This window comes from Streptomyces xanthochromogenes, assembly GCF_014650455.1.
GTDB classification, from domain to species: Bacteria; Actinomycetota; Actinomycetes; order Streptomycetales; family Streptomycetaceae; genus Streptomyces; species Streptomyces xanthochromogenes.
This window is the reverse complement of the sequence record NZ_BMUZ01000004.1, coordinates 24661-51209: the sequence shown is the minus strand read 5'-3', so window position 1 is coordinate 51209 and position 26549 is coordinate 24661. Positions and strand designations below refer to the sequence as shown.

28 protein-coding genes and 3 pseudogenes are annotated in these 26549 nt (G+C 69.7%); 20 read left to right on the top strand and 11 right to left on the bottom strand.

Translation table 11 applies throughout. From position 1 onward, the window contains the following. Positions 1-130: 130 nt before the first annotated feature. From lysA to IE267_RS11085, 12 genes are all read left to right on the top strand, one after another. On the top strand, positions 131-1477 hold the full coding sequence (lysA, locus tag IE267_RS11140) for a diaminopimelate decarboxylase (protein WP_167151522.1): 1347 nt from the start codon (positions 131-133) through the stop codon (positions 1475-1477). 55 nt (positions 1478-1532) lie between these two features. Continuing rightward, positions 1533-2708, top strand: a complete 1176-nt coding sequence (locus IE267_RS11135; protein WP_161250356.1) for an aminotransferase class I/II-fold pyridoxal phosphate-dependent enzyme — start codon at positions 1533-1535, stop codon at positions 2706-2708. A 58-nt stretch (positions 2709-2766) separates the two neighbouring features. Continuing rightward, on the top strand, positions 2767-2952 hold the full coding sequence (locus IE267_RS11130; RefSeq protein ID WP_167151520.1) for a hypothetical protein: 186 nt from the start codon (positions 2767-2769) through the stop codon (positions 2950-2952). Next, entirely contained in the window at positions 2949-3962 is a 1014-nt protein-coding gene (gene sbnA, locus IE267_RS11125) for a 2,3-diaminopropionate biosynthesis protein SbnA (RefSeq protein ID WP_167151517.1), read from the top strand. Before IE267_RS11130 ends, sbnA begins: the two co-directional genes overlap by 4 nt. Before the next feature lie 16 nt (positions 3963-3978). Then, entirely contained in the window at positions 3979-4977 is a 999-nt protein-coding gene (gene sbnB / locus IE267_RS11120; RefSeq protein ID WP_189763074.1) for a 2,3-diaminopropionate biosynthesis protein SbnB, read from the top strand. Positions 4978-5041: 64 nt separating this feature from the next. After that, positions 5042-5806: an iron-containing redox enzyme family protein gene (locus IE267_RS11115; RefSeq protein WP_167151513.1), complete on the top strand. Its 765-nt coding sequence runs from the start codon at positions 5042-5044 to the stop codon at positions 5804-5806. 92 nt (positions 5807-5898) lie between these two features. Next, positions 5899-7173 (top strand): ATP-grasp domain-containing protein, encoded by a 1275-nt coding sequence (locus IE267_RS11110; RefSeq protein ID WP_189763073.1) that lies wholly within the window; start codon positions 5899-5901, stop codon positions 7171-7173. Between the two features lie 51 nt (positions 7174-7224). Continuing rightward, a complete protein-coding gene (locus IE267_RS11105) occupies positions 7225-7758 on the top strand; it encodes a nitroreductase family protein (RefSeq protein WP_229861120.1) in 534 nt (177 codons plus the stop codon). 7 nt (positions 7759-7765) lie between these two features. After that, positions 7766-8977 carry an MFS transporter gene (locus IE267_RS11100; protein ID WP_189763071.1) on the top strand — a complete coding sequence of 404 codons (1212 nt, stop codon included), beginning with the start codon at positions 7766-7768 and terminating at the stop codon, positions 8975-8977. Positions 8978-8979: 2 nt separating this feature from the next. After that, a complete protein-coding gene (locus IE267_RS11095) occupies positions 8980-10260 on the top strand; it encodes an ATP-grasp domain-containing protein (RefSeq protein ID WP_189763070.1) in 1281 nt (426 codons plus the stop codon). A gap of 84 nt (positions 10261-10344) precedes the next feature. Continuing rightward, a complete protein-coding gene (locus tag IE267_RS11090) occupies positions 10345-11205 on the top strand; it encodes a class I SAM-dependent methyltransferase (protein ID WP_189763069.1) in 861 nt (286 codons plus the stop codon). After that, positions 11202-12065, top strand: coding sequence for a cysteine hydrolase family protein (locus tag IE267_RS11085; RefSeq protein ID WP_229861013.1), 864 nt, complete (start codon positions 11202-11204; stop codon positions 12063-12065). The genes IE267_RS11090 and IE267_RS11085 overlap by 4 nt, the downstream gene beginning before the upstream one ends. A gap of 356 nt (positions 12066-12421) precedes the next feature. On the opposite strand, the pseudogene IE267_RS11080 reads toward IE267_RS11085, so the two are convergent. Next, positions 12422-13132 (bottom strand): annotated as a pseudogene (locus tag IE267_RS11080) (alpha/beta fold hydrolase). A gap of 143 nt (positions 13133-13275) precedes the next feature. On the opposite strand from IE267_RS11080, the gene IE267_RS11075 reads away from it, so the two are divergent. Both IE267_RS11075 and IE267_RS11070 read left to right on the top strand, forming a co-directional pair. Further along, positions 13276-13845 carry a GNAT family N-acetyltransferase gene (locus tag IE267_RS11075; protein ID WP_189763068.1) on the top strand — a complete coding sequence of 190 codons (570 nt, stop codon included), beginning with the start codon at positions 13276-13278 and terminating at the stop codon, positions 13843-13845. A 237-nt stretch (positions 13846-14082) separates the two neighbouring features. Next, complete coding sequence (locus IE267_RS11070) at positions 14083-14493, top strand: RidA family protein (RefSeq protein ID WP_167151496.1); 411 nt, start codon at positions 14083-14085, stop codon at positions 14491-14493. Positions 14494-14633: 140 nt separating this feature from the next. Here the strand turns inward: IE267_RS11070 and IE267_RS11065 are convergent, their stop codons facing one another. Continuing rightward, positions 14634-15038, bottom strand: a complete 405-nt coding sequence (locus tag IE267_RS11065) for a VOC family protein (protein ID WP_189763440.1) — start codon at positions 15036-15038, stop codon at positions 14634-14636. Between the two features lie 203 nt (positions 15039-15241). Continuing rightward, the gene (locus IE267_RS11060; RefSeq protein ID WP_189763067.1) at positions 15242-15709 is read right to left on the bottom strand and encodes a hypothetical protein; all 468 of its coding nucleotides are present in this window, start codon (positions 15707-15709) and stop codon (positions 15242-15244) included. A gap of 151 nt (positions 15710-15860) precedes the next feature. Here IE267_RS11060 and IE267_RS11055 point away from each other — a divergent pair, with 151 nt between their 5' ends. Next, positions 15861-16082, top strand: a complete 222-nt coding sequence (locus IE267_RS11055) for a hypothetical protein (protein ID WP_167151491.1) — start codon at positions 15861-15863, stop codon at positions 16080-16082. Positions 16083-16295: 213 nt separating this feature from the next. On the opposite strand, the gene IE267_RS39565 is transcribed toward IE267_RS11055, so the two are convergent. From IE267_RS39565 to IE267_RS11045, 3 genes are all read right to left on the bottom strand, one after another. Continuing rightward, complete coding sequence (locus IE267_RS39565) at positions 16296-16958, bottom strand: hypothetical protein (RefSeq protein ID WP_229861011.1); 663 nt, start codon at positions 16956-16958, stop codon at positions 16296-16298. 158 nt (positions 16959-17116) lie between these two features. Then, complete coding sequence (locus IE267_RS39560) at positions 17117-17263, bottom strand: hypothetical protein (protein WP_229861010.1); 147 nt, start codon at positions 17261-17263, stop codon at positions 17117-17119. A gap of 66 nt (positions 17264-17329) precedes the next feature. Beyond that, a complete protein-coding gene (locus IE267_RS11045; RefSeq protein WP_189763066.1) occupies positions 17330-18553 on the bottom strand; it encodes an MFS transporter in 1224 nt (407 codons plus the stop codon). Between the two features lie 352 nt (positions 18554-18905). Between IE267_RS11045 and IE267_RS11040 the strand changes: the two genes are divergently transcribed. Beyond that, positions 18906-19370, top strand: coding sequence for a hypothetical protein (locus IE267_RS11040; protein WP_229861009.1), 465 nt, complete (start codon positions 18906-18908; stop codon positions 19368-19370). A gap of 145 nt (positions 19371-19515) precedes the next feature. Here the strand turns inward: IE267_RS11040 and IE267_RS11035 are convergent, their stop codons facing one another. After that, entirely contained in the window at positions 19516-20292 is a 777-nt protein-coding gene (locus IE267_RS11035; protein WP_189763064.1) for an SCO4651 family lipoprotein, read from the bottom strand. Between the two features lie 215 nt (positions 20293-20507). Then, positions 20508-21719 (bottom strand): pyridoxal phosphate-dependent aminotransferase, encoded by a 1212-nt coding sequence (locus IE267_RS11030; protein ID WP_189763063.1) that lies wholly within the window; start codon positions 21717-21719, stop codon positions 20508-20510. A 113-nt stretch (positions 21720-21832) separates the two neighbouring features. On the opposite strand from IE267_RS11030, the pseudogene IE267_RS11025 reads away from it, so the two are divergent. Further along, positions 21833-22186, top strand: a pseudogene (locus IE267_RS11025) (winged helix-turn-helix transcriptional regulator); the annotation flags it as partial. A 78-nt stretch (positions 22187-22264) separates the two neighbouring features. On the opposite strand, the gene IE267_RS11020 reads toward IE267_RS11025, so the two are convergent. The 3 genes from IE267_RS11020 to IE267_RS11010 all read right to left on the bottom strand — a co-directional run bounded on the left by IE267_RS11020 (position 22265) and on the right by IE267_RS11010 (position 24607). After that, positions 22265-22444, bottom strand: a complete 180-nt coding sequence (locus tag IE267_RS11020) for a hypothetical protein (protein ID WP_189763062.1) — start codon at positions 22442-22444, stop codon at positions 22265-22267. Between the two features lie 256 nt (positions 22445-22700). Then, a complete protein-coding gene (locus IE267_RS11015; protein WP_189763061.1) occupies positions 22701-23663 on the bottom strand; it encodes an MBL fold metallo-hydrolase in 963 nt (320 codons plus the stop codon). A gap of 68 nt (positions 23664-23731) precedes the next feature. After that, positions 23732-24607: an MmyB family transcriptional regulator gene (locus IE267_RS11010; RefSeq protein WP_167151478.1), complete on the bottom strand. Its 876-nt coding sequence runs from the start codon at positions 24605-24607 to the stop codon at positions 23732-23734. Positions 24608-24747: 140 nt separating this feature from the next. Between IE267_RS11010 and IE267_RS40280 the strand changes: the two are divergent. From IE267_RS40280 to IE267_RS11000, 3 genes and pseudogenes are all read left to right on the top strand, one after another. Beyond that, a pseudogene (locus tag IE267_RS40280) lies at positions 24748-24936 on the top strand (hypothetical protein); the annotation flags it as partial. Between the two features lie 300 nt (positions 24937-25236). Beyond that, entirely contained in the window at positions 25237-25575 is a 339-nt protein-coding gene (locus tag IE267_RS39550) for a hypothetical protein (RefSeq protein ID WP_229861152.1), read from the top strand. A 40-nt stretch (positions 25576-25615) separates the two neighbouring features. Next, on the top strand, positions 25616-26320 hold the full coding sequence (locus IE267_RS11000) for a beta-ketoacyl-ACP reductase (RefSeq protein WP_161245574.1): 705 nt from the start codon (positions 25616-25618) through the stop codon (positions 26318-26320). The last annotated feature ends 229 nt before the right edge of the window (positions 26321-26549 follow it).

Genomic DNA, 26549 nt, shown 5'->3' with positions numbered 1-26549 from the left:
CCACCGGATCTCGACCGGGCGCTGCGCGCTGCCCCGACGCAGGCCGCCGAATCGGCCGCCGCATGTCAAATCCGTACATTCCGCGCGCCCGCACAAGAACCCACACCGATTTCTTCGCCAAGGGAATGCCGTGTCCGTTGTAGAAACCCAGCCCCCGCTCCCCGCCGACGTCAGCGCGCTGCGCACCGGTATCTGGTCCACGACGGCCACGCAGGACCAGGACGGCGTGCTGAACATCGGCGGCGTACCGGTCACGGAGGTCGCCGAGCGCTACGGGACCCCCGCCTACGTCTTCGACGAGGCGGACTTCCGGATGCGCTGCACCACCTACCGCGAGGCCTTCCACGACTTCGACATCTACTACGCGAGCAAGGCGTTCCTGACCCGAACGAGCGCCCGCATCGCCAAGGAGACGGGCCTGAGCCTGGACGTCTGCACCGAGGGCGAGCTCGCCTACGCCAAGGCGGTCGACTTCCCGCCCGAGCGCGTCCTCATGCACGGCAACAACAAGTCCGAGGCCGAGCTGGCCGCGGCGCTCGAATACGGCGTCGGACGCATCGTCGTCGACTCCCGCGAGGAGCTCGACCGCCTCGAAGCGCTGCTCCCGAGCTTCCCCGGCAGCAGGCCCGGCGTGCTGCTGCGCGTCACCGTGGGCGTGCGGGCCGACACCCACGCCCACATCGCCACCGCGCACGAGGACCAGAAGTTCGGCTTCTCGCTGGTCAGCGGCGAAGCCGAGGAAGCCGTACGGCGCGTGGTCGACAACGGCCTACTCGAACTGCGCGGCCTGCACAGCCACATCGGCTCCCAGATCCTCACCACCCAGGGATTCGAGGCGGCCGCCAAGCGGCTCGTCGGACTGCGCGCCAAGCTCGCCGAGGACGGCATCGACCTGCCCGAGCTCGACCTCGGCGGCGGCTTCGGCATCGCCTACACCTCCGAGGACCAGCCCACGCCCGCCGCGGAGATGGCCGACATCCTGCGCACCGCCGTCGCCAAGGAGTGCGCGCAGCTCGGGGTTTCCGTGCCCCGCCTCGCCATCGAGCCCGGCCGCGCCATCGCCGGCCCCTCCGGCGCGACCCTCTACCGGGTCGGCACGGTCAAGCACCGCGAGGGCATCCGCACCTTCGTCGCGGTCGACGGCGGCATGAGCGACAACGTCCGCACCGCCCTGTACGCGGCCACCTACACCGTCCAGCTCGCCGGGCGCATCTCGGACGCCGCCCCGACGCTCGTCCGCGTCGTCGGCAAGCACTGCGACGCCGGTGACGTCGTCGTACGCGACGACCACCTGCCCGCCGACGTCCGGGCCGGCGACCTGATCGCCGTACCGGGCACCGGCGCCTACTGCCGCAGCCTCGCGCACAACTACAACCAGATCCCGCGTCCGCCGGTCATCGCCGTCCTCGAAGGCCGGGCCCGGGAGATCGTGCGCCGCGAGACCGTCGCGGACCTGATGGGCCTCGACGTCGGATGACGGCCGCCCGCCGGCAGGCGGCCGTCCGACCCCCGAAACCCACCAAGGAGCCAGCATGACCAAGCACCGCAACGACGACGCCTACACCAACAGCATCGAGGCGCCGACCTACCAGAGCGCCTCCTACTACTTCAACAACGCCGAGCACGTGAAGGCGGGCCTGCACGACCGATCCGAGCCGGCCGGCCGCTACGGCCGCTACTCCAACCCGACCTGGATCGCGGTGGAGAACCAGCTCAGCGAGCTGAGCGGCGCCGAGAGCTCGCTCGTGTTCTCCTCCGGAATGGCCGCGCACGTCACCGCGTTCCTGGCGCTCCTGGAGGCGGGCGACGAGGTCGTGCTGCCCTCCGAGTCCTACCGGCAGGTCCGCAACGTCTTCCACCACATCCTGCCGAAGTTCGGCGTGAAGGTGCACGAGTTCTCCATCCGGGACCCCGAGACGTTCATCGCGAACGTCGAAGCCCTGCGCGGACGGATCAAGCTCGTGCACCTGGAGATGCCGTCCTCCCCGCACATGTACCTGATCGACGTGGAGCGCGTCCGCGCGGCCGTCGGCCCTGACGTGATCATCACGCTGGACAGCTCGTTCTCGCCGCCGCCGAACTTCTACGCCCTCAAGTGGGGTGTGGACCTGGTCCTGTTCAGCGCCACCAAGTACCTCAGCGGGCACGGCGACATCGTCGCCGGTGTGGCCTCCGGCCGCGAGGAACTCATAGAGAAGCTGCGCTGGTACCGCGACACCACCGGCCCCATCACCGACGGCAACACGGCGTTCCTGCTGCGCCGCAGCCTCTACACGCTCCAGCTGCGCATGGAGCGGGTGAACGCCATGGGCCTGGAGGTCGCCCGCTACCTGGAGGCCCAGCCCAGCGTCGACCGCGTCTACTACAACGGCCTCGACAGCCACCCGCACCGCAAGCTGGCCCAGCGCTACCTGAACGGCTTCGGCGGTGTGATCACCTTCGAGCTGAACATGACCGAGGAGCAGACCGCCGCGGTCGTCGACCGGCTCCGGGTGCCGTTCATGGCCTCCAACTTCGGCGCCCCGCACACGCTCGTCGAACAGAGCACGTTCTTCACGTACTTCGAGTACTCCGAGGACGAGCTGAAGTCCATCGGCGTCCCGCGCGGCACGGTCCGCCTCGCGCTCGGCTACAGCAACGACGTCGGCGCGGTCATCAAGGACCTGGACCAGGCGCTGGCCCACGTCCAGCAGACCACCGCGTCCTAGCCGCCCCGTCCCCCGTCCGTCACCGTCCTTCGACGGAACCACCGAAGCGAGCCCTGCCATGAACCCGTACCAGCGGTCCGTCGCCCCCGTGGCGTACGGGACGGACGAAGCGGCCGCAGCGATGCAGGCCGGCCCCTTCACCGTCCGGCGCTGCGGCGGCGCGGACCGCGGGGCGGTGCTCCGGGCGGCCGGCAGGGCCGCCGACCGGTCCGCGGCCGGGGTGCGCGCGGGGGCCGCGCGATGAGCCCCACGACCGAGCACCCCGTGACCGCCGGCGCCGTCCGGGACCGGGTCCACGACGTGGGCGCCGCCCATGCCTTCCTCACCCTGCCGGGCTTTCGGCCCCGCTTCTCCACCACCCTGAAGCTGGAGGCGCTCAACGCGGCCGGCTCCATCAAGCTGAAGACGGCCCGCGAGATGCTGACGGCCGCCGGGGACGAGGGACTGCTCCGGCCGGGCAACGCCCTGATCGAATCCACGTCGGGCAACCTCGGCATCGCCCTCGCCATCATCTGCGCGGCCGAGGGACACCGGCTCACCCTCGTCACCGACCCCAACACCCCGGCCCAGAGCATCCGCCACATGCGGGCCCTGGGCGCCGAGGTGGTCGTCGTGCGGGACAGGGACGCCAACGGCGGATACCTGGGGACCCGCATCGCCCTCATCGAGGAGCGGCTGCGGATCACACCCGGGCTCGTCTGGCTCAACCAGTACCGCAACCCCGCCAACTCCCTTGCCCACAGCCGCCACACGATGACGGAGATCCTCGACGGCTTCGGCGAGCCCGACTGGCTGTTCGTCGGGGTCGGCAGCAGCGGAACCTTCATGGGCTGTCTGCGGGCGATCAGGGAACGGGGACTCGCGACCACACTGGTCGCCGTCGACGCGATCGGCTCGGTCACCTTCGGCAGCGAACCAGCCACCCGGCACCTGCCGGGCCTGGGCGCGAGCCGCCGCCCCGAACTGTTCGTGGACGACGGCTCGTTCACCAAGATCCGGATCTGCGAACGGCAGACGGTCCGGACCTGCCGGCAGGTGGCCCGCACCTACGGGCTGCTGCCGGGCGCCTCCACCGGCACCGCGCTGTCCGCCGTCGCCGCGCTCGACGAGCACATCCCGACGGGCAGCCGGGTCCTGGTCGTCGCACCGGACCTCGGCGAGCGGTACCTCGACACCCTGTACGACGACGAGTGGGTGGCCCGGACCCTCGGAGACGACGCCCTGACGGACCTGCCCGACGCACCCCACCGCTGAGATTGCGACTGTTCACATGCACGAGTTCTCCGTACTGGCCGGCAAGCACATCGTCGAACTCCTCGACGGCCGGGAGCGCGAGGTGATCGACTGGGTCGAGGCCGCCTACCTGGCCCACGACGCGGGCAGCACCGTCAACCCGGACAGCTACTTCCTGCGCTTCCCCGAGAAGCCCGACGCGCGCATCATCGCGCTGCCCGCGTTCCTCGGCGGCGAGGACGACGTGGCCGGCATCAAGTGGATCAGCAGCTTCCCCGCGAACACCGAGTCCGGGCTGCCGCGTGCCTCCGCGGTCCTGGTCCTCAACGACTACCGCACCGGATACCCCTTCGCCCTCCTGGAGTCGGCCGGCATCAGCGCCGCGCGGACCGCCGCGTCCGCGGCCCTTGCCGCCACCGCCCTCGGCGCCGGGAGCGCCCGTACGGTCGGCATCGTCGGGGCCGGGGTCATCGCCCGTACGATCGCGCGCTACCTGGCGGCTGCCGGGATCGGGCTCACCGACGTGGTCTGCCACGACCTCGACGACGCCTCGGCCGGCGCGCTCGCCGAACACCTCGCGGCCCGCCACGGCAGCGGCAGCCGCACCGGATCGCTGGCCGAGGCGCTCGGCTGCGACCTGGTGGTCCTCGCGACCACCGCGCTGTCCCCGTACATCGGCACCGAGCACACGCTGCGTGGCGGCCAGGTCGTGCTCAACGTGTCGCTGCGCGACATCGAGCCCGAACTGCTGCTCACCGCGCAGAACTTCGTCGACGACGTGGACCACTGCCTGAAGGCCAACACCTCGCCACACCTCGCCGAACAGCGGCTCGGTGACCGCTCCTTCATCGACGGCACGCTGGCCGACGTACTGCGCGGTCGTGTAGCGCTCGATCCCCAACGTCCCCTGGTCTTCTCGCCGTTCGGACTCGGCGTACTCGACCTCGCCGTAGGTCACCGGCTGTTCCAGCGGGCCCGGCAGGAGGGCCGCCTCACCGAGGTGCCCGGCTTCTTCGGCGAGACACGCCGCTGGTGACCACGTCCCACGACGCCCAGCCACTCACCACCCCCCAACCGCACCACCCACGAAAGGAAGACGCATGTCTGCCGTCACCGCAGAGCTCCACACCGACTCCCACGAGAAGCGGGTGCTCGACCTCGCCGAGTCCGTCTACCGCCACCCGGCGCTGAACAACGCCTTCTACGACCTGTGGCGGAGCACCGAACTCCCCGCGGCGAAGGTCGAGATCGTCGCCCGGAACTTCTTCGCCCAGGTCGCCCCGACCGTCAACCGGCTCGCCCTGGTCTTCCTTCGGATGTCCCCGGACGACCTGGTCGCGCGCTCCGAGACGGTCGAGAACCTCAACGACGAGATGGGCAACGGTGACCCGAAGAAGGTCCACACCGTGCTCCTGAAGAACTTCTTCTCGGTGCTGCTCTCCCGCATCCAGGGCCACGAGGTCGAGTTCGACGACATCGACCCGACGGTCCTGCCCGCCACCCAGCGCGTGGTCGACGAGGGCGCCAAGCTCTTCGGTCACGAGAACGTCAAGGTCGGCTGCGGCGCGCTGCTCGCCCAGGAGTGGCACGCGTACGCGCAGCTCGTCTACCTCTACGAGGGCTCGCGCAACTACATGGGGCACTTCGCCCTGGAGGAGTTCCACGAGCACTGCGAGTTCTTCTACCTGCACATCGGTGCCGCGGAGAAGGAGCACAAGCTGCACGCCGTCTCCAGCTCGGCCGCCCTGTGCAAGACCGAGGAAGACCTGGAGGCGCTGGAGTTCGGCTTCACCAGCTACCTGGACCTGCTCGCCGACTTCTGGCAGGAGCTGGCCGTCGCCGCCGCGCCGGGCTCCGAGGCCTGACGAACTCGCGACGGCCGCATGGGAAGGGCCTCCGTCCCAGGCCCTTCCCGCCGGACCCCCTGTCCAGACCCCCGTGAAGGAAGTGAAGGGCAATGACCGCTGTTCCCCGCGCAGTCGTGGTGATCGTCGACCCGGTGCGCGCCGGCATCAAGCTGGCCCAGCTGTTCAACGGCCTAGGTCACCGGTGCGTGGCCGTGCTGAGCGAGGAGAGCGACTCGGAGTTCTGGCGCGCGTCGTTCCGCCCGCAGGACTTCCTGTTCACCCTTCATGAAGCGGACGGCTTCGACGCCCTGGTGGCGGGCCTGCGCGGCCACGAGGTCGCCTGTCTGGTGCCCGGCGGCGAGTCCGGCGTGGACCTGGCCGACCGGCTGACCCCGTACTTCCCCGGAGTGCCTGCCCTGGACCCCGCGATGGCCCACGGCCGCCGCGACAAGTTCCACATGGCCGAACTCCTCGCGGCCCGGGGGATCCCGTCGATCCCACACTGCCGCACCGGCGACGTAGAGACGGCCCTCAAGTGGTACCGCGACCGCGGCGCGGACCGCGTGGTGGTCAAGCCGCTGGCCGGCACTTCCGCCGAAGGCGTGCACTTCTGCGCCTCCGAGGACGAGGTACGGGCCGCGTTCGGGGAACTCACCGGCACGGTGAGCCTGTTCGGCAGGACCAACGACGAGCTGCTGGTACAGAGCGACATCTCCCGTGACGGAGCGGTGGAGTTCACCGTCAACTCCGTCAGCTCGCGCGGTCACCACCACGTCACGGACGTGTGGCGGATGCGCCGGCGGATGGTCGACTCGACGGCCGTCTGCGTCTTCTCGGAGCTCGTCCACCCGCACGAGCGGGAGTACGGGCTGCTGGCCGACTACCTCCAGGACGTCCTTTCGGCACTCGGCATCGACAACGGCACCGCGCACAGCGAGATCATGCTGACCCCCGGCGGACCGGTCCTGATCGAGACGGGTGCCCGCATCGAAGGCGCCTGCGACCCCGGCGCCGCCCTCACCCTGTGCGGCCGCAGCCAGAACTCCCTGCTGCCCGCCAGCTATCTGGACCCGCAGGCCTTCGAGCACGCCATCACCGCGCCCCGGCCCGTTCCGGCGCTGTACGCCCGCCACGTCTACCTGCTCAGCCCGGTCGAGGGCAAGGTCGTCAACCCGCCCGCCCTGGAACGGATCCGGGCACTCCCCACCTTCTACGGCATGGACACCACGCTGGACGCGGTCGAGGTCCTCGAACGGACCGTCAACCTCGCCACCTGCCCCGGCAACCTCTACCTCGTCTCGCCCAGTCAGGAGCGGATCGAGGAGGACTACGCCGCCCTGCGCGAGATCGAGCGCGAGCTGTACGCCGACATGCTCGCCGTCTGACGGCCCGCGAGAGCACGGATCACGAAAGGCAAGGTGCGTCCCTTGGACGTCATGACGGCGGTCCTCACCCGCCGGAGCACCTCCGTGCTCCGCGAACCCGCCCCGAACGACGAGGAGTTCCGCTACCTGCTCCAGGGAGCGGCCACCGCGCCCGACCACGGCCGCCTCCGGCCGTGGCGCTGGATCCTGGTCCGCGGGGAGCAGCAGGAGGTGCTCGCCGACTGCCTCGCCACGGACAGTCCCGACACCGCGCCCGACCAGATCCGGCGTTCGCTGCGGCGGGCCCCGCTCAAGGCCGTGCTCGTGTTCTGCCCGCACACCGGCCACAAGGTCCCCGAGTGGGAGCAGTTGGCCGCCGCCAGTGCCATGACGCAGAGCCTGATCCTCCTGCTGCATGCCCGGGGCTACGGCAGCAAGTGGCGCACCGGACGGCTGTGCACCTCCGACACGCTGGCCGAACGGCTCGGGCTGAACGGCCCGGAACGGCTCCTCGGCGCCCTGGACGTGGGCACCGCCGACTCCGCGCAACCGGCGGAGCGACGCGCGCCGGCCGACGTACGCGGCCACCTCTCCGTCTTCGATTAGGACCGCCATGAAGCGATACGCGCAGGTGCTGGCCGTACCGGGGGTGGGCCGGACGGTCGCACTAGGCTGGCTCGTCAAACTCCCCATGATCGCCACGCCCGTCGTGCTGGCCCTGCAGGTGTCGGTGGGCCTCGGCCTGGGCCTGGGCTCCGCGGGCCTGGTGACCGGGGCCTGGATGATCGGTGCGATGGTCGGCTCGCCGTTCCTGGGCCGGGCCATGGACCGGCACGGGCTGCGCCGCGTCCTGCTGCTCAGCGCGGCCGCCCAGGGCGTGTTCTGGGGAGTGGCCGCGCTGCTGCCCCAACCGGCGCTCGCCGTCGGCGCGTTGGCGTCGGGGCTGCTGCTCGTACCCGGGTCCACCGTGGTGCGCCTGGTGGTCTCCGCGAGCGTCCCGGCGCAGCACCGGCAGACGGGCTTCGCCCTGGACTCGGTGACCAGCCAGCTGTCGTACCTGCTCGGGCCGGGCATCGCGGCGGTCGTCGCGACCCAGCTGTCGCCTGCGCTCGCCACCCGGTTGCTCGGCTGCGTGTTGGTGCTCGCGACGACCGCCCTCGCCCTGTACGTGCCGACACCGCCCGCCGAGGAGCACGCGAAGACCACGGCCGCCCCGTCCGCGGCCGGAGGCCGGACCCTGGGCCTGCTGCCTGTGCTGGCCTGCACGTTCGCGGCCGGCACCGTGTCCTCCGGATTCGAGATCTCGCTCCTGGGCGTGCTGCGCTCCGAAGGCGAAGTGGCCTGGATCGGACTGCTGATCGCGGCGTGCGGGGCCTACGCGGTGGCCGGCGGGTTCCTGTTCGGGATGCTCTCCTTCCCCGTACCGCCCTGGGCTCCGGTGCTGTTGCTCGGCCTGGCCACCGGCCCGCTCGCGTTCGTGTCCGACTGGCGCATCCTGCTGGTCGCCGTCCTGCCGGCGGCCATGCTGTCGGCGGCCTCCTTCGCGGCCACCGCCACCGAGGTCGGCCGCGTCAGCGACGAGCGGACGCGCGGCCGGACGATGGGCCTGTACGGATCCGCCCTCGCCGGCGGCAACGCGCTCGGCGCACCGCTCGCCGGTCTCGGCAGCGGCTGGACGGGCCAGTCGTCCGCCGGGTTCCTCATCATCGGCGCGGCCGCGGCCGCCACGGCCCTCGCCGGCCGGCTCCTGCGCCCGCGTCCCGCCGCCTCGCCCGCCGCGGCGCACACGGCCGAAGTCCCCTCCCATGCCGCCCAGGAAGGCTGAACATGTCAGCGTCCCCCGTCGTCGCCATCGTCGACTCCTACGGTCTGTCGAAGATCGTCTCGGACGAGTTCCAAAAGCGCGGAGCCGTCCTGGTGCGGGTCCAGAGCACCCCGGAGGTCCCGGCCGCATACCGGGGAGCGTTCGACCTGTCGGCGTACGCCGACAACATCGTCCACCGCGGCGACCTGGAGGAGACCGCACGGGCCGTCGCGGCCCACCGGCCGGTGGCGGTCGTCGCGGGCGGTGAGATAGGCGTCGAGCTCGCCGACGCGCTGAGCGAGAGCCTCGGCCTGCCCACGAACGGCACCGCACTGAGCGCGGCCCGGCGCGACAAGTACGTCATGATCGAGACGATCAAGCGGGCCGGTGTCCCCGGCGCCCGCCAGCTGCTCGTCCACGATGCGGCCGAACTCGCGGCCTGGCACGAGGAGTTCGGCGGCCGGATCGTCCTCAAGCCGCTGCGCAGCGCCGCCGGCAACGGCGTCTTCTTCTGCGACCACCCGGACCAGTCCGTGGCCGCGTTCGCCCGGATCTCCGGCCAGGAGAACGTCTTCTCCGAGCGGAACGACGGCGCCGTGGCCCAGGAGTACCTGCGCGGCACCGAGTACATGGTCAACACCGCGAGCAGGGACGGCGTCCACCGCGTCTGCGAAATCTGGCGCACCACCCGCATCACCGCCAACGGCGTCGCCGACCTGTCGGACACCGTCTACCTCATGCCGCGCAACGGCCCAGTACAGGAACGGCTGAGCCAGTACGCGGGCCAGGTGCTGGACGCGCTCGGCATCGTGCACGGACCCGCCCACGTCGAGATCAAGCTGACGGCATCGGGGCCGATGCTCGTCGAGATGGGGGCGCGGATCTGCGGCGCCAGCCTCCCGTACTACGCGCAGACCGCCCACGGCACCTCGCAGCTGGACTGGACCGCCGAGGCCTATCTGCGCCCCGAGTACTTCCTCGACCATCACGCGGACGAGACCCCCGAGGGCCGCTTCTGCGCCTTCGTCGGACTCGTCTCCCCGACGGCCGGAACCCTGAACGCCTATCGCGGCCTCGAAGCCCTGAAGGACCTGGAGAGCTTCTCCGAGCTGAAGGTGTACGCGCAGCCCGGCGGGCGCATCGCGCGCACCGTGGACGACCTCAGCTATCCGGCCGTCGTGATCCTGATGCACGACAGCGAGGAGACGGTCCTGAGGGACGCCAACACCATCCGGTATCTGGACGGCCCCTCCTTCTACGACGTCACCCCGGACCCGGACCCCGCGTCCGTGCCCGCGGCTTGAGCCCAGCGCCAGCAGCGTCACCCCCCCCCGCCACCCGCGAGACAACCCGGCGTGCCACGCCCCGAACGCATGAGGAACCCGTCGATGCCGACCACCACGTACACCGAGACCGCCCGCGCCTGGGTCACCCGATGGGACCGCCAGCAGGAGGCCTTCCTGCCGCAGCGCGAGGAGCAGTTCACCGCCCTGATCGACGTGGTCGAAGAGGTCTCCGGCCGTCCCGACCCGCTGGTCCTCGACCTTGGGTGCGGACCCGGGTCCATCGGGGTCCGCCTCCTTGCGCGCATCCCCGGCGCGACCGTCGTCTCCCTCGACGCCGACCCGCTCCTCATCGAACTGGGCCGCGCCGCCTACGCCGAGGTCCCCGGGCTGCGCTTCGCCGACGTCGACCTCCGCGCCCCCGACTGGGCCGCGGGTCTCGGCCTGGAGCGGCAGCCCGACGCCGTGCTCAGCACCACCGCCCTGCACTGGCTCGACCCCGCGACGCTGGAGGCCCTGTACGGCGGCCTCACCACCCTGCTGCGGCCCGGCGGGATTCTCGTCAACTGCGACGAGCTGGAGCGCGACCGCAAGTCCTCGCCGGTCCTCTCGCGACTGGACCGCGCCCTGCTGCGGCGCCGCAAGAACCGCGGTGTGCCGCAGTACGACGTGGACAGCTGGTACGGATGGTGGGAGGAGGTCCAGGCGGAGCCCGCCTTCGCCGAAGCAGTCGCCGAACGGGCCCGGCGTGGGTACGACGGCGAGAATCACAGCGACCTGTCCGCGGCGTTCGCCGTCCACCTCGACGCGCTGGAGCGCGCCGACTTCGCGGAGGTCGGCACCATCTGGCAGCACGGCGAGGTCCGGCTGCTCTGCGCGGTCACCCACGACCCCGACAGCACGCCGCAGGACGACGAACCGCACACCCACAACCATGCCCCGGCGCGCCCGGGTGCCACGGCGTGACGGCCCTGGACGCGGGGGAGATGGGTGGCACGACGATCCCGCGTGCGGGGGAGGCGGGTGACACGACGATCCTCGACGCGGGGGACACCGGCGTTTTGAGACCCCTGGGGCCGACCGTACGCAACAGTTGGCGAGCCTCGGGAACCGAGGTCGACCTGTGCCGGCCCACCCGCGCCGCCCGGCCGCTGGCCGTCCCGGCCGAACCGCAGAGCCTCACCCTCGACCTCGCCCGGACCGCACTGGTCGTCATCGACATGCAGAACGACTTCTGCGCCCCCGACGGCTGGCTCGCCTCCATCGGCCTTGACGTGTCGGGCGCCGCCCCCCTCGCCGAGGCCATAGCGGACATGCTGCCCCCACTGCGCGTCGCGGGCGTGCCGGTGATCTGGCTCAACTGGGGCAGCCGCCCGGACCGGGTGAACATCCCGCCGAACGTTCTGCACGCCTACGATCTCGCAGGGACGGGCGGCGGCATCGGCTCGTACCTGCCACAAGGCACAACTCCCGTTTTGCAGGAGGGCAGTTGGGGCGCCGCAGTCGTAGAAGGACTGCGCCCGGAGCACGGGGACATCCACGTCACCAAGCACCGGATGAGCGGCTTCTTCGACACCCCGCTCGACTCGATCCTCCGCAACCTCCGCGTGGACACGCTCCTGTTCACCGGCGTCAACGCCGACCAGTGCGTGCTCGCGACCCTGTCGGACGCGGCCTGCCTCGGCTACGACGCGGTCCTCCTGGAGGACGGGGTCGCCACCACATCCCCCGACTTCTGCCTGCAGGCCACGCTCTACAACGTCCGCCACTGCTTCGGCTTCGTCGCCAAGGGAGGCGACTTGGTCGCCGCCCTGCAGAGCGGCTGACACCGCCCGGGCGGACTCGGCAGTTGCGTGCCGTGGCTTCCAACGGGGTTGAGCGCGACCAGCGCGCCCCATCGACCGGTCGAGCGGCGGCCGGACCGGTCGATGGGGGCTGGCAGACGTGCCAGGCAGGTCGAGAACGGTGGTCAACTCGGGTATCCCGACGATGCGATGGTCCATCGCGCAAAGACTCTGTAGGCCTGCAGGGGAGTTCGGAAAGGCTGAAGTAGGCGCTGCAGCGCGGCTGTTGGGCAGTTCGTCGACAAGGGCGTTCCGGATCGTGGAGCGCGAAGACGGCATGGGTCCGAACCAACGCGTGCGACGCACGTCCGGGAGGAAGCCGCCGCGTCGAAGGGCGGTCACTTCGCTGGTGCGTCGATGAGTATCTGGTCCAGGATCCGGGCCAGTTCGCGGGGCCGGGAGAACATCGGCCAGTGGCCGGTGTCCATCTCGACCAGCCGCCGGCCCTGGTTGGTGAGAAGCCTCGCCACGTAGTCGCCCGGCTCGGGGTCACCGAGCGTGCACTTGATGTACGTCGCCGGGAGTCCGCCGAGCGGCCGCGCCAGTACGGCGGGTTCGATGAGCGTGCCGCCCGGGTGCGGGGTCGAGTTGCTCACGATGCGGGCGATCTGCTCATCGGTGAGACCGTGGCCCCGCTAGTGGGCAGCGGCCGCGACCGGCCAGAAGCCTCCGTTCTCGGCGATCGTTGCCGTCATCGCCGCCCCTCCGTCCGGCCACGCGGCAACGAACGGTTCACCATCGGCCGGAACGCCGGCGTCGACGAACACCACACGCGCCAGCCGGTCGCCGATCCGCTCGGCGGCCTGACCCACCGGGATGCCCGAGTAGCTGTGCCCGACCAGAACGACCTCACGCAAGTTCCGGCGTTCGATCTCGTCGACGATGTCCTGAACGTGAGTCTGCTGACCGACCGGCTCCCCGCGCCCCTCGGCAAGGCCGGACAGTGTCAAAGGGAGGGCGTCCTGTCCGGCCGCCACCAGGTGCGGCACCACGTCATCCCACGCCCACGATCCGAGCCGCGCTCCTGCAACCAGTACGAAGTCCGCCATGGCAGCACCGTAGTGAAGCTACACGGCGATCGCTTCGGAATTGCTTTCGAGGCAAGTGGTCATGGACTGAGGAGAGGATTCATCCGGTGAGGGTCGAAACAACGCACGATCAATCCCGGCCGGGCTGGCCATAGGGTCGTGTCATGACGACCGTTGACGCCATGGGGTACCGGTTCCGCACTGCCCGCCCCGAGGACACCGAGGCCATCGAGACACTCGACGGATCTTTCACCGCGCACACGATGTTCCGCGTGGCCGTCACCACAGACGGGTTCGCCGTCCGGGAGGTCCCGGTGGCCCCGCCCATCCACAAGGTCTTCCCACCGGACGACGGCGACGACGAGAGCGGCCCAACAGCCGCGGAGAACCCGAACTTTCGTACCGTCGTCGCCGTCGATGCCGACGGGTGCCTCGTGGGATGCATCGCCGTCTCCTACGCGCCCTGGAACCGGAGGCTGACCATCGCGGACGTGGCCGTGGCTCCGGCCCACCGGGGCCGCGGCGTCGCCCGCGCCTTGATGAGCCACGCGGCAGCGTTCGCGCATGAGCGAGGTGCCGTGCACATCTGGCTTGAAGTAACCAACATCAACGCCCCGGCCGTCCACGCCTACCAGCGCATGGGATTCACCTTTTGCGGACTGGACACGGCGCTCTACGAAGGCACTCCATCATCGGGCGAACAAGCTTTGTACATGAGCATGCCTTGCCTCTGAGCCACCGGCGAACCCCACCTGCCACAACGGGTCGTCCTTAGGGCCTGTCCGGCGGATCAAGCCTGGGACGCGGCGCGCTCGCACAGGCGGGGTGACCGGCAACCGAGCTGTCCCCAGGCGGACTTGCGAGCCCTCGGGAATGAATCTCAGGGTCTCGTGGCTGTTGATCAAGCCGGGGTGATCACATCTGCCCGGCTCCGTACAAGTGCAGTTTTGTTTGAGGGGAGTGTCGGCAGTATGTCTGTTACGCAGCCTGCCGCGGAGCGTGTGCGTGTCTCCGCGGAACCCGACTGGTACGAGTCGGCCGGTATATCGCTCGGGGTCCGGGTCGGGAACTTGGTCTTCACTTCAGGCCAGGCGCCGATCGACGCCCAGGGAGCCACGGTCGGCGTCGGGGACTTCGAGACGCAAGCCCGTCAGGCGCTCGCGAATCTGTCGACGGTCCTCACGAACGCGGGCTCCAGCCTCGCCGAAGTGGTCAAAGCGACCGTGTTCGTCACGGACATAGCGAAGCAGGACGTCTTCGCGAGGCTGCGCGCGGAACACTTCCCGGACAAGCCGCACCTCGCGGAGTCGTTCGTAGAGGTCTCCTCACTCGCGAACCCTGAGTGGATGATCGAGATCGAGGCCATCGGACTCGTCAGGTGACGCGGGGTACCTGCAGGCCCTTCGGTGACTCGTCCCTGGCGCCGGGACTCGCATAGACGGCATCGTCTTGATGACGCGAGACAGCATGGCCGCATGCGTGGGGCGTGGATGAGACGGGAGATGCTGGGGCGCAAGGTGGGTCAGGAGTTGGTCCAGCCGCGGGTGCTGAGAACCAACCGGTACCCGTCCGGATCTTCGATGCTGGCACCCCAGGTCTCCCAGTACGGATTACGGGCCTGCACGCGCGTGCCGCCGTGGGTTTCCAGGCGGGCGAGCAACTCCTGCGGCACCTGTTCGTCGAGGTAGACGACCAGCAGATCCTCCTCGGTGGGCCGGGGCTCAACGGCGGCGTCGTAGACGAGTTCAAGGTGCCAGGAGGCATCCGGCCAGCCGACCATCAACAGGTCGTGCTCGTCCGGCCGACCTGCGCTCTCCGCCCGGAACAGCACGCTCAGCCCGAGTCCGTCGACCCAGAAACGCTCAGCCGCGGCGAGGTCACGCGAAGGCCGGGCGATACGAATGTGGCTCTGGCCGGTGGCGGGCATGCAGTGCTCCTCGTCCTGAATCATGTGCTGACTGCGTCAGCGTATGAGGGAACGACTCCCGCGGCATCGACCCAAAGATTCAAGATCGATCGACCGTAAGTCCTACGCCTGTGAGGTGAGCCGGTTCACGGGGAGCAGTCCAGACCGAGGGGCGCGACTGGGCCCCGGCGCGCCCCCTGGTTGGATGATCCGCCACGGGTGGTTCATGGGGTCACTCCGGTGTGATCGCTCTCGGACGCGCGTGAGCCGTGGATGTTCAACGCGTGTGGCACGACGACGACTTGGACGTCGTCCTCGTAGATGACCCGTCCCGGGTCCGTGGAACGCAGGGTCACGCAGTCGACGTCGTGCGCGGCCAGGATCTCCAGGTAACCGGGGACTCGCGCCAGGAGGTGCGTGGCCGACGGTTTGAACCACGCCTCGGCGCCGGGGTTGATCTCATCGTCGTAGACGGTGGCGTCGATGGTGGAGGGGTCGGGGTACGCGGCGTCGTACCACTTGTTGTTGCTGCGGCGAAAGGACTCCTGATCGTCGGAGAGCCGTCCCGCCCGCGCCAGGTTGTTCACGAGCCCGAAAATGCCGGTGAAGTTGCCTCGGCTGTTGCGGTGAGGCGATTGGAAGCGTACGTACTGGACGGTCTCGCCGCCGCTCTTGTCATCGATCGTCGCCATCGCGGCATCATCCCATCGCTGTTGCCGTTCATCGAGGGCTCCTCCCGATCGAGGGCTCCTCCTGGCAGAGCAGAGGTGATCCTCGGCGCGGTGAGCATCGTGCGTGTCCGCCTTCGTGATTGCCGCGCTTTCGTGCGGGCATCTGTGGACCATGTCAGAGATCAAACAGACCGCAGACGGCAAGCCCGACGAGTGGTTCTACTGCCTGGAGCACAAGACGGTCGAACAGGGACCGCAGTGCAGGGCCGCCGACCGTATGGGCCCGTACGGAAGCCGTGAAGAGGCCTCCCACGCGATGGAGACAGCCAGAGCGCGCAACGAGGAGTGGGGGACGGACCCCCGCTGGAACGATGACAACGGGACCGGCGACTAGCGAGATGAGCGGGAGGCGGGGCGGGGGCGGGGGGACGGGAGCGGTCCCGGACACGCCCCCGTCCCCGCCCGCGTCCTGCCCGACCCGCTCACCGCAGCAGCTTCGCGGAACGCCCTAGACGGGAACCGGGCCCGGGACCGAGACGGGGAGACCTAGGACGACACCCACCGGGGTGGATGGCCGGGGTTCGCCGGGCAGGTGAAGACGTGCAGGTCACGGTCCCGGCCGAAGCGCAACCGAGTGGGTTGGACGACCGACGGGCCTGCCCCGGATATCCGGGATGTCGCGGATATCCCGGATATCGCGGATAGGGGACCTGCCCTGCGGGTGCGGGTCACGGTCCTCCAGCGGCATCCAGATGTGCGAGTCGGCATCCACCTCGGAGCCGTCTGCGGTCAGCAGCAGTCGCATCGAGCGAGGACAGGCCGTTTGGTCGACCGTCAGCGGGCCTGTCGAAGCCCAGCTGGGAAAGCCACCGATCCGCCAGCCGGGCGGAATCAACAGATCGGATTGGTAGCTCGGGGCGTCGCGGCCGTGTTCCGACTCCTGGACGTCGTCCCAGGCATCGATGAGGGCGATCACTGCCGCGGGGAGGGTGTCGTCCTCCGCCCAGGGGTAGGTGTCCACTTCTTCCGGATGCAGCCCGCACGGTTCGGGATGTTCGTGCTCCCAGGGGAGCAGGGGCACTTCGGGTGGGACGGCGAGGAAGCGGCTCGCGCGTTCCGTCTCGGCGGAGCGCCGCCACCGCAGGTGGTAGCGGCGCTCCAGCGAAGAACCGTGAGTGAACGGGCAGCGGAAGAGCTGCACCAGGTCCGCGCCGTCGGGGCCGGGAGCCAGGCCCGGTACGTTCCGGCGGAAGAATTGGGCGAGAGCCATGAACGGCACTGGCGCGGCTGCGCCGTCCGTTCCGCCGCCTGGCCACGGGCGCTTCCGCGAGTGCCCGCGACCCTGGCGGCGCGGATCTCGTCGGGTGCGTATCCCTCGGTCACCGACTGATGCGACTCGTGGCAGACCGGCCATGGCTCCGCCTCCGGTCACAACATCGGCCCGCCGACATGGCTGTCGCGCATCGTCGGCTGCCCCGGCCGGGGATGCAGGCGAGTTGTCCTGTCCCGGTGGATGGCCAGCTCCGGGAAGACGGCCTCCACGGGGAAGGGCCTGGCCGGCGTGGTCCTGGTCATGCGCAGACCGTACGGCGCTGATGAGGCGCCACGCGAACGGATTGCTGCGGGCCCGTCCGCGATGGCTCACGTGTTACCCGGCTCCACGCGGACGGCTCGGGCGCGAGCCACGAGCGGCCGGGTGAGCACGGTGATGGCGACGGAGGTGGCCGCCACGGCCGTGATCGCCGTGCCGGGGGTGACGTACTGGGCGACGCCACCGGCGATCGCGGCTCCCAGGCCCTGCCACGTCATCCGCCCCGCCGACTCGACCCCCTGTACCTGGCCACGGACCGGATCGGGAGTCAGCGCCAGGAGCTGTTCCTGGAGCGGCAGCGTGGCGGCGAAACCGGCGCCGGCGATGAACACCGCGACGGCCGCCACCAGTACTGGAGGGTGGAGGGCGAACAGAAGGTACGGCACGGCGAGCTGCAGTCGCAGCACGAAGGCGTACCGACGCCGCTGCTCGGCGCCGAACAGCCGACCGACGGTCAGGTCGCCCAGGAGCATGCCCGCCGATCCAGCGGCCAGGAAGGCACCGGCCTGATCCGGGGCGTACGAGATGAACAGCGCCTCGCAGCCGACGATCAGGCCGTTGGGGACCCACAGGTTGAGCAGCAGGGCGCGTTGGCCTGGGTGGGAGAAGAACGCGATGTTGGTCCTCCAGGTCTGGCGCAGCCCGGGGCGACGGGTCGGACGGATCGAGCGTTCCCGTACGGTCGCCGCCACGATGAGCAGTGCGGAAGCGGTCAGGGCCATGGCGATGGCGAAGACCCCCTGCGGGCTCAGGTATCGCAGGAGCACGGCGCCGATGGTGTATCCGAGGATGGCCATGCCACCGGAGGTGATGTTCATCAGCGAACGTGCCAGTGCGTACGCGGAGTTCGGCACCACTTCGGCGAGCAGCCCCATCCGTGTTCCGGTCCCGAGCGACTGGAGGAACCCCAGCACGAGGAGCAGGCCGAACCGGGCGAGCAGCGGTAGACCCGGTATCGCCTGTGTGGCGACGCCTGCGAGCGAGACGCACTGGAGCGTTACGAGGGTTCGGCGCGGCCGGTCTCCGTCCGCTACGGACATCAGTGTCAGCGCACCGAGCACCGTCGCGAACGTGGCACCGTACATGGCCACGGCGGTCAGGAACGGGGACCTGGTCTGGTGGTTGACCAGCGTGCCGAGGGCGAAGCCCGAGAGGGTGCTTGCGGCGACGGTCAGAGTGAAGCTGGAGTACAGCCCGGCGAACTCGCGGTTGCGGAGCAGGCCGTGGTAAGTGGTGGCGGGGTGGGTGTGGGACGTGGATGTGTCGGTAGGCATGAAAAAAGCCTCCGCACGACCCCAGTTGGGTCGCCGAAGGCCAAGGCGGACATTCTAGCAGCGGACCCGGCCCCGCATCAGCCGCCCCGGCCCCGCTTCACCGCTCCGCCCCCGCATCAGCGGCTCCTGCTCCCAGCCTCAGACCAGCGCGGCAGGGGGATCGCATTGGCCGCGGTGGATCGCGCCGGCGTTGAATGGTGCGGACCGGGGGAGGCCGTGGCACTGTCCTTCCATGCGCATATCAAGGTCCACGCATGCCGCGGTCGGCCTCTGCCTGGGGGCTGTCCTCGCCTTGTCCGCCTGTGGTCAGCAGCACGCGTCCGCAGGCGGACCTCCCGCCTCCCCTTCGCCCTTGAAGTCCTCGGTCGGTCCCGCACGGGGCAACGTCGAGCCCGACTCCCACGACGGTGCTCCCCACTACCGGGAGAACAACGGCTTCAAGGTCCCCAAGAGCATGTCTCCCGCCAGCGAGAAGCTCGCCCGGGCGGAAGCCGCTCGCATCGAGCCCGTCCTCGAAGGACTCTGGAAGAAGAAGGTGTGGGACGCGAAGAGCGTGCGGGCGGCGCTTCTCCCGCTGGGCTACCGCAACGAGGGCCCCGACAGCCAGCAGGGCCGAGGCACGCTCCACGTACAGGACATGGACGTGCGGCAAGGACTCGCCGACCCCCGTCCTGTACGGCCCGAGGGGGCCTTGATCTCGCTGCGCGTCCGTGACGACGCCTGCGTCACGGCGTTCACGCAGCCGACCAACTACCAGGTTTCGGTCAACGGCCGTTATCCGGAGGGTGGTTGCACCGAACCCCGCGGCGGTCACTGAACGCCCAACGCCCGTCCCGACGGAGATGTCGGAGGGCTTGGGTCCCTCGACCCCAGGTACCCGGCCACGTCAGGTGAACAGGACAGTCGCGTATCAGCCGTACAAGGACGGCGGTCGCGTCTCAGCCGTACAGTACGGCCGCGTGTCAGCCGGACAGGAGGTTGGCGTGGCCGTCCGACGGTATCGTCTCGTCCGCGGGCGGCGGGGTCACGGTGACCGGCTTGCCCAAGTCGGAGATTTTCATGGTCAGTTCGGCGTACGTGGTCGCCGCGTCCTTCATCGTGAGACGGGCCTGCACCACGTGCCCCTGGCCGTCGATCCACACCTCTGCCGTGAAGGGCATTTCGCGGCCGGCGGCTTTGTACTGGCTGACGGCGTCGTCCAGCTTCTGCCGTGTGTCGGCGGCCAAGCGCAGAACCATCGTCTCGTAGTCGATGTTTCCGGTGTAGCGCGTGGCCTCGACCCCGTTGACGGTCTCCTTGCCCTTGGCGTGGACCCTCGTCATGCGGGACACTTGGAGCAGCGTGTGCTCCGGGTCGTTGTCCGGCGCGCGGAAGAGGTAGTGGGCCTGGGCGGTGTCGCGCTCGGACCACACCCAGCTGTGATCCACTTCCTCGGGTTCGACGTTGCGCGTGTACACCTTGCCGTCGGCGAAGATCAGGTCGCCGCGGTTCTGGCCCTGGACGATCCGTACGTCGATGCGGCCGCGATCGGCGGCCATGTCGAACCCGCCGTCCGTCGCGATCTGCGCCTTCGTTCCGGCACCGTCGGTGAGGTCCAGCATGGTGCTGATGTGAGCACTCGTCTGCCGGGTGGAGTCCACTGCCTTCCGTACGGCGTTCTGCGCATCCGGCTCGTTGACGCGGGTGCAGGCGGTGCACAGCACGAATGCCATGGCGGCCAGGGCGAGGGGACGGCGCATCGAAAGTCTCCAGGGTCGGGGTCGTTTCAGGATCGGGCCCGCGTCGCCTGGTGAGTGCGTCGTGCATGCCTCGAACATGGGACGACCCGGCGGATACGAAATCCGCCAGGTCGTCGCAGATTGAACCTTACCTGGGCTTTATGTTCGGTTGAACGGGGGTTGTGGGCAGCGGTGACACCGGCTCATACGGGCACTCTGCTGCCACGAGGGCCTGGCTACTGGCGATAGGTGGCCAGGAAGCGGCCGATGCGGCCGATCGCTGTCTCGAGGTCAGTGGTGCGGGGGAGCGTGACGAAGCGGAAGTGGTCCGGGCGGGGCCAGTTGAACCCGGTGCCCTGGACGATGTGGATCTTCTCGCGCAGCAGCAGGTCCAGTACGAAGCGCTCGTCGTCGACGATCTTGTGCACGGCCGGATCGAGCTTGGCGAAGGCGTACAGCGCGCCCTTGGGCTTGACGCAGCTCACACCAGGGATGTCGTTCAGCGCCCGCCAAGCGACGTCGCGCTGCTCGGTGAGCCTGCCGGTGGGCAGCGTGAGGTCGTGGATCGACTGGTGCCCTCCGAGGGCGGCCTGGACGGCGTACTGCGCCGGTACGTTCGGGCACAGCCGCATTCCGGCCAGCATGGCCAGGCCTTCGAGGTAGTCCTTGGCCTGTGCCTTCGGTCCGGAGACGACCAGCCAGCCACTGCGGAAGCCGGCCACCCGGTAGGCCTTGGAGAGCCCGTTGAAGGTGAGGGTGAGCACGTCGTCGGCGAGCGCGGCCAGGCAGTGGTGCACGGCGTCGTCGTAGAGGATCTTGTCGTAGATCTCGTCGGCGAGCACCATGAGCCCGTGCCGACGGGCCAGCTCGAGAATGCCCTCCAGGAGCTCCTTCGAGTAGACCGCGCCGGTCGGGTTGTTGGGGTTGATGACGACGATGGCCTTGGTGCGGTCGGTGATCTTCGCGGCGATGTCGTCGAGGTCCGGGTACCAGTCGGCGTCCTCGTCGCACATGTAGTGCACGGCCCGCCCGCCGGCGAGCCGGACCACGGCCGTCCACAGCGGGAAGTCGGGGGCGGGCACCAGCACTTCGTCGCCGTCGTCGACGAGCGCCTGCACGGCCATCTGGATCAGCTCGGAAGCGCCGTTGCCGAGGTAGACGTCGTCGACCGCCACACCCGCGACTCCGCGCTGCTGGTAGTACTGCACCACCGCGCGCCGGGCGGGCAGGATGCCGCGGGCGTCGCTGTAGCCGTGGGCCTGGGGCAGGTTGCGGATGATGTCCTGGAGGATCTCCTCGGGCGCCTCGAAACCGAACGGCGCGGGGTTGCCCGTGTTGAGCCGCAGCACGCTGTGCCCGGCCTCCTCAAGGGCGTTGGCCTGGTCGACCACCGGTCCCCGGATCTCGTAGCACACGTCCTTCAGCTTGCTGGACTGCCGAAACTCCATCTGTGGCCTCCCGACCGTCACTGTCACCGGCAATGTCGCCCGCACCCTCGTGATTGCTTTGTTCTACCAAGTACCAACTTGGAAAGTCCAACCCCTGGGCTATGCTGACTGTCATGCCACACCGGAGCTACGACCAGTACTGCGCGGTCGCCCGTGCCCTGGACGCGGTGGGGGAGCGCTGGAGCCTCCTGGTCGTCCGCGAGCTGCTGCACGGGCCGCGGCGCTACACCGACCTGCACGCCGACCTGCCGGGCGTCTCCACCGACGTCCTGGCCGCCCGCCTCAAGCAGTTGCAGGGCGACGGCCTGGTGGAGCGGCGCCAACTGGAGCGGCCCGCCAGCGGGATGGTGTACACGCTGACCCCGCGGGGACTGGCGCTGCGCGAGGTGGTCGAAGCCCTGGCGGTCTGGGGCCGCGACGCCCTTGGAGACCCAAGGCCGACGGACGCCGTGCGTCGGCACTGGTTCACCGAGGGCGGCCGTCTGCCGGTGGTCCCCGAATCCTGACGATCAGTCAGGGTTGTTGCCCGGCCCCCTCCGTGCAAATCAACTCGCCCTGTCCGCACGGCGGTTGGAGCGATCGCGCGGGACGTGGTCGAAGACTCGGCCGTGGAAGTCCAGCGAGAAGATCGCGTCCACGGGCCGCCCGTTGGGCAGGCAATCGCGGCTTCGCGCGGATGCCGCCGCCAGGAGGTCGGCGGCGGCATCCGGAATCGAGTCCAGCACGCGAGGCGTGCTGCTCGACCGTGCACATCATCGGGCGTGGGAGGGCCCTCCGTGCTGGTCCGGCGCTCCCCCGTGTGTCCACGACGCGCCGACAAGAGGTACTTCACCGCGCGGGGCGGGTGCGGGGCAAGCCGGGGTCGTACGGCGGCCGCTCATATTCCGAGGATCGAAATGAGGGTGCGGCGGCTGTTCCATCGGCCGGAACAAGACGGAGAAGGCGTGCGTCGGCCGGCTGAAGGCAGGCCCGGCGCACGGGTCACGCGGTGGAGGAGTACTCCCACGCGATGGTCGCCGCGTGGTTCATCAGTGCCAGCATGTCCGGCGCGGCGGAACCTCCGTCGAGGTGGCGGTACTCGGTGCCCAGCGTGATCGCCAGGCGCTCCGGCAGGCCCAGGCCGGGGTAGCGGTCCTCGTCGAGCAGGATGCGGACCGCCTCGATGGAGGTGCGGCCCTGTGCGTGCATCACGTCGGCGTTGTCGGCGAGGTCGTTCAAATAAGCTATGTGCGACCGCAGTTCGTCGGGCCGCATGAGTGGACCGTGGCCCGGCACGATCCATTCAGGGTCGAGCGCCAGGATGCGTTCGCAGGCGGTGGAGATGTTTTCCAGCGGCCCGGCCCAGTGCGGGGGATGGTCGCCCGCGAAGACGATGTCACCGGCGAACACCACGCGCTGCTCGGGCAGATGGACGATCAGGTCACCCACGGTGTGCGCCGGGCCCACCTCGTGGAGTTCCACGGGGATGGAGCCGACCTTCAGGTCGTACCGCCCGGTGAAGGTGACGGTCGGGGGCAGCACCTGTACGTCCGAGAAGTCGAAGCGGCCGAAGTGCCGACGGATGTACCAGCCGAGCGGCTGGTCGGGGTCGGTGTCGTGGATCAGCGCCTGGACCTGCTGGGGCGTGGGCTCTATGCACTGGTGGTCCAACGCGGCCCGGGTCGCGACGATTTCGGCTCCGGGCAGCTGTTGCAGCCCCCAGGTGTGGTCGCCGTTGGCGTGTGTGACCACGACGTGCGCCGGCTCCGCGGCCGGGCCGGCGACCTCGCGGACGGCATCGAGCAGGACATCGGTCAGGGCCGGGGTGTACGGGGTGTCGATGAGCAAGGTCTCGCCCTGGGAGCTGACCAGGCCGCAGTTGGCCATGCCCCAGGTCGAGCCCAGTCCGGGAAGCCACGCGAAGACGCCGGGGGCGAGCAGTTTCATGTCAGATTCGGGTGCCATAGGCATGCATTGTGCCCGGTTGGGAGGCCCCTCGGCAGAACCGCCTCCGTCGTACCGGAATCCGTGCTTCATCGGCGCTCGGGCTCGAAGACCAGGAAGAAGAACCGTGCTCCCGGGCTCCTGAACGGCTGCGCGGCGCACATCGTGACGTAGCCCAGCTGTGAGGCGGAGTGCCGCGCGCAGCAACGGTCCCGCAGGTCGGGGCAGCCGTCGGGGGCGGTGTAGCCGGCATGGCGCATGACGCGGGTGTCGCCGTCGGGGTGGACGTACGCGAGGTTGTGATTGCGGTAGATCGGCCCGGCGACGGGGTCCTCGTTGACTTCCTTGTCCAACCGCTGGAGATCCTGATTGGTGGGGTGCGCGGCCACCGCCGTACGCAGCTGGGCTGCCACCGGGGCGGCCCAGCGCTTCTCCCAGTCCACCAGGTGATGCTCGCGGGCGTCCTCGCGCAGCAGCATCCAGCGCAGCAGGTTCTGCTCGGGAAGGCGCGGAGTCTGGGCGTCCACCTGCGGGAACATCCGGACGAAGTCGTCGTTGGCGGCGAGCACGTTCCAGGCCACGTCATTGATGTAACACGGCTGCCCCGAGACGTTGTTGACCGCCGTCTGCCAGGCGGGAGCGACGTTCGTCCCGGCCAGCGGGTCCATCGGGATGGGCGGCTCGTACCCGAGCGCGTACACGTAGAGCGCGGTGCGCTCCCGCTCCTCCATGCGCAGGATCTTGGCCACGGCGTCCAGGAACTCCCGGGCGGGCGAGGCCATGTCCCCGCGCTCCAGCGCCGCGTAGGTGCGCTCCGACACGAAGAGGGCCTGCGCCACCTGAGCCTGCGAGAGACCGGCCGAACGGCGGCCCCGTCCCGTGCGCTTGGGGATGCCCCACTCGGACGGGTCTATCTGGCCGCGCTTCCATTGCAGCAGCTGCTGCAGTGCCTGATTGTTGTTCACCCTTGAGCCTCTCCCCTTCGTGCCGTGTTCCGTTCGCCGCAGCGAATTGCCGGAAGTTTCTGCTCCTGAAATTCACGAACCGGAAAAATCAGAGCCTGGTCATCGCGATCCTGGTTGAGAAGAATCGGCTGCCGGATCGAATGCGCGTTGTGGGAGACGGGCTGGTCCGCCACCGCGAGGGGGAAATCGCGTTGCTGAACCAAACTGCCGTGGCGTCCGACCGCACCGGCGGAGCCGTGGCGCGCACCATGGCGGTACTGCGTGCCCTGGGGCGACTCGGCCCTGGTGAGCAGCCTCTTGCCGCGATCGCGGCGTCCGCGCAACTGCCGGCGCCGACCGTCCACCGCTATCTGCAGGCACTGCTGCGGGACGGCACCGTCGAACAGCGGGGGCCGCGCGCTGCGTACGCGCTGGTCGACGCGCTGCACGGTGCCCCCCATTTCCTGTCTGCGGCCCAACTACCGTCGGTGGACCGGCCGTCTCCTGCAGTGAAGGCGGAGATCGTCACACTACAGTCGCGAACTGGGCAGATTGTATTCGTTTATCGACCGCACCTGATCGGAACACCGGCGAGGATCGCTGCGGAACGGGCCTTCGGAGCGCATGCCGAGGAGGTGCTCTCGGCGCCCGTGGCTGTCCTGCGCGCCCTTGAGTGCGCGCCGCTGGAGGCCGACGCGGCAGGTCTGGCGATCCTGTCCTGCCTCGGCTCGGCGACCGGCGCCAAGATCGACTTCTCGTACGTCCGCGAGGAGGGGCACGCGCTGGGGCCCTCCCCGTTGCCGGGCCGCACCATGATCGCGGCCCCACTCTGGTACGGCTCGGCGGTCGCCGGGTCCATCGCGTTGCTCGCCGGGGACGCCCAGGTGCGAGCGGCCGCGACCCGGGCCCGGTACGTCGGCGCGGTCATGGACGCAGCCGCGGCGATGAGCGGGCAGCTGACCCGGTCCGGAGTCCGCCGGGCCAGCTGATTGACTGCTCGGGACCAACAGAGACAGAAAGGCGTCATCCGTGTCCCGTTCAGTTCTGATCAGTGGCGGCAACCGTGGCATAGGCCTGGCCATCGCCCGTCATCTCGCGGCAGCAGGCGACCGCGTCGCGGTGACCTACCGCTCGGGCGAACCGCCGGAGGGTCTGTTCGCCGTCCAGTGCGACATCACCGACACCGAGCAGGTCGACCGGGCCTTCGGCGAGGTCGAGAAGGAGCACGGTCCCGTCGAGGTGCTCGTCGCCAACGCGGGCATCACCAAAGACCAGTTGCTGATGCGCATGAGCGAGGACGACTTCACCTCGGTCCTCGACACCAACCTCACCGGCGCCTTCCGCCTCACCAAGCGGGCCTCCCGGGCCATGCTGCGCGCCAAGAAGGGCCGCGTGGTCCTGATCTCCTCCGCCGTCGGTCTGCGCGGCGAGAGCGGACAGGCCAACTACGCCGCCTCCAAGGCCGGCCTCGTCGGCTTCGCCCGCTCGATGGCTCGCGAACTCGGCTCGCGCGGCATCACGTTCAACGTCGTGGCCCCTGGCCTCACCGAGACGTCGATGAGCGGCCAGCTCAGCGACGAGCAGCTCGAAGGCATGAAGAGCCAGATCCCCCTCGGCCGCCTCGCCCGCCCCGAGGAGATTGCGGCGGCCGTTGCCTTCCTCGCCTCCGACGAGGCCTCCTACATCACCGGCGCCGTCGTCCCGGTCGACGGCGGAGCCGGCATGGGGCACTGAGACCCTGAACGGCGAGTACGGGCGCTTGCCGCAGGGATGACCCGCCGACGGGGCAGTCCGATGTGAACTGCCCCGCGGCGAACCGCGTGCGGCCGGGTTGGCCATGGCTTCCGGGCCGAGCCGGAGGGTGATTGCGGACGCGAAGGGCGAGCCACCGGTGGCGGCCGCCCAACCGGCCGCCCCGAAGGACACCGGCTCGCGGCGCCCATCTACTCGGGCACAGCGAACA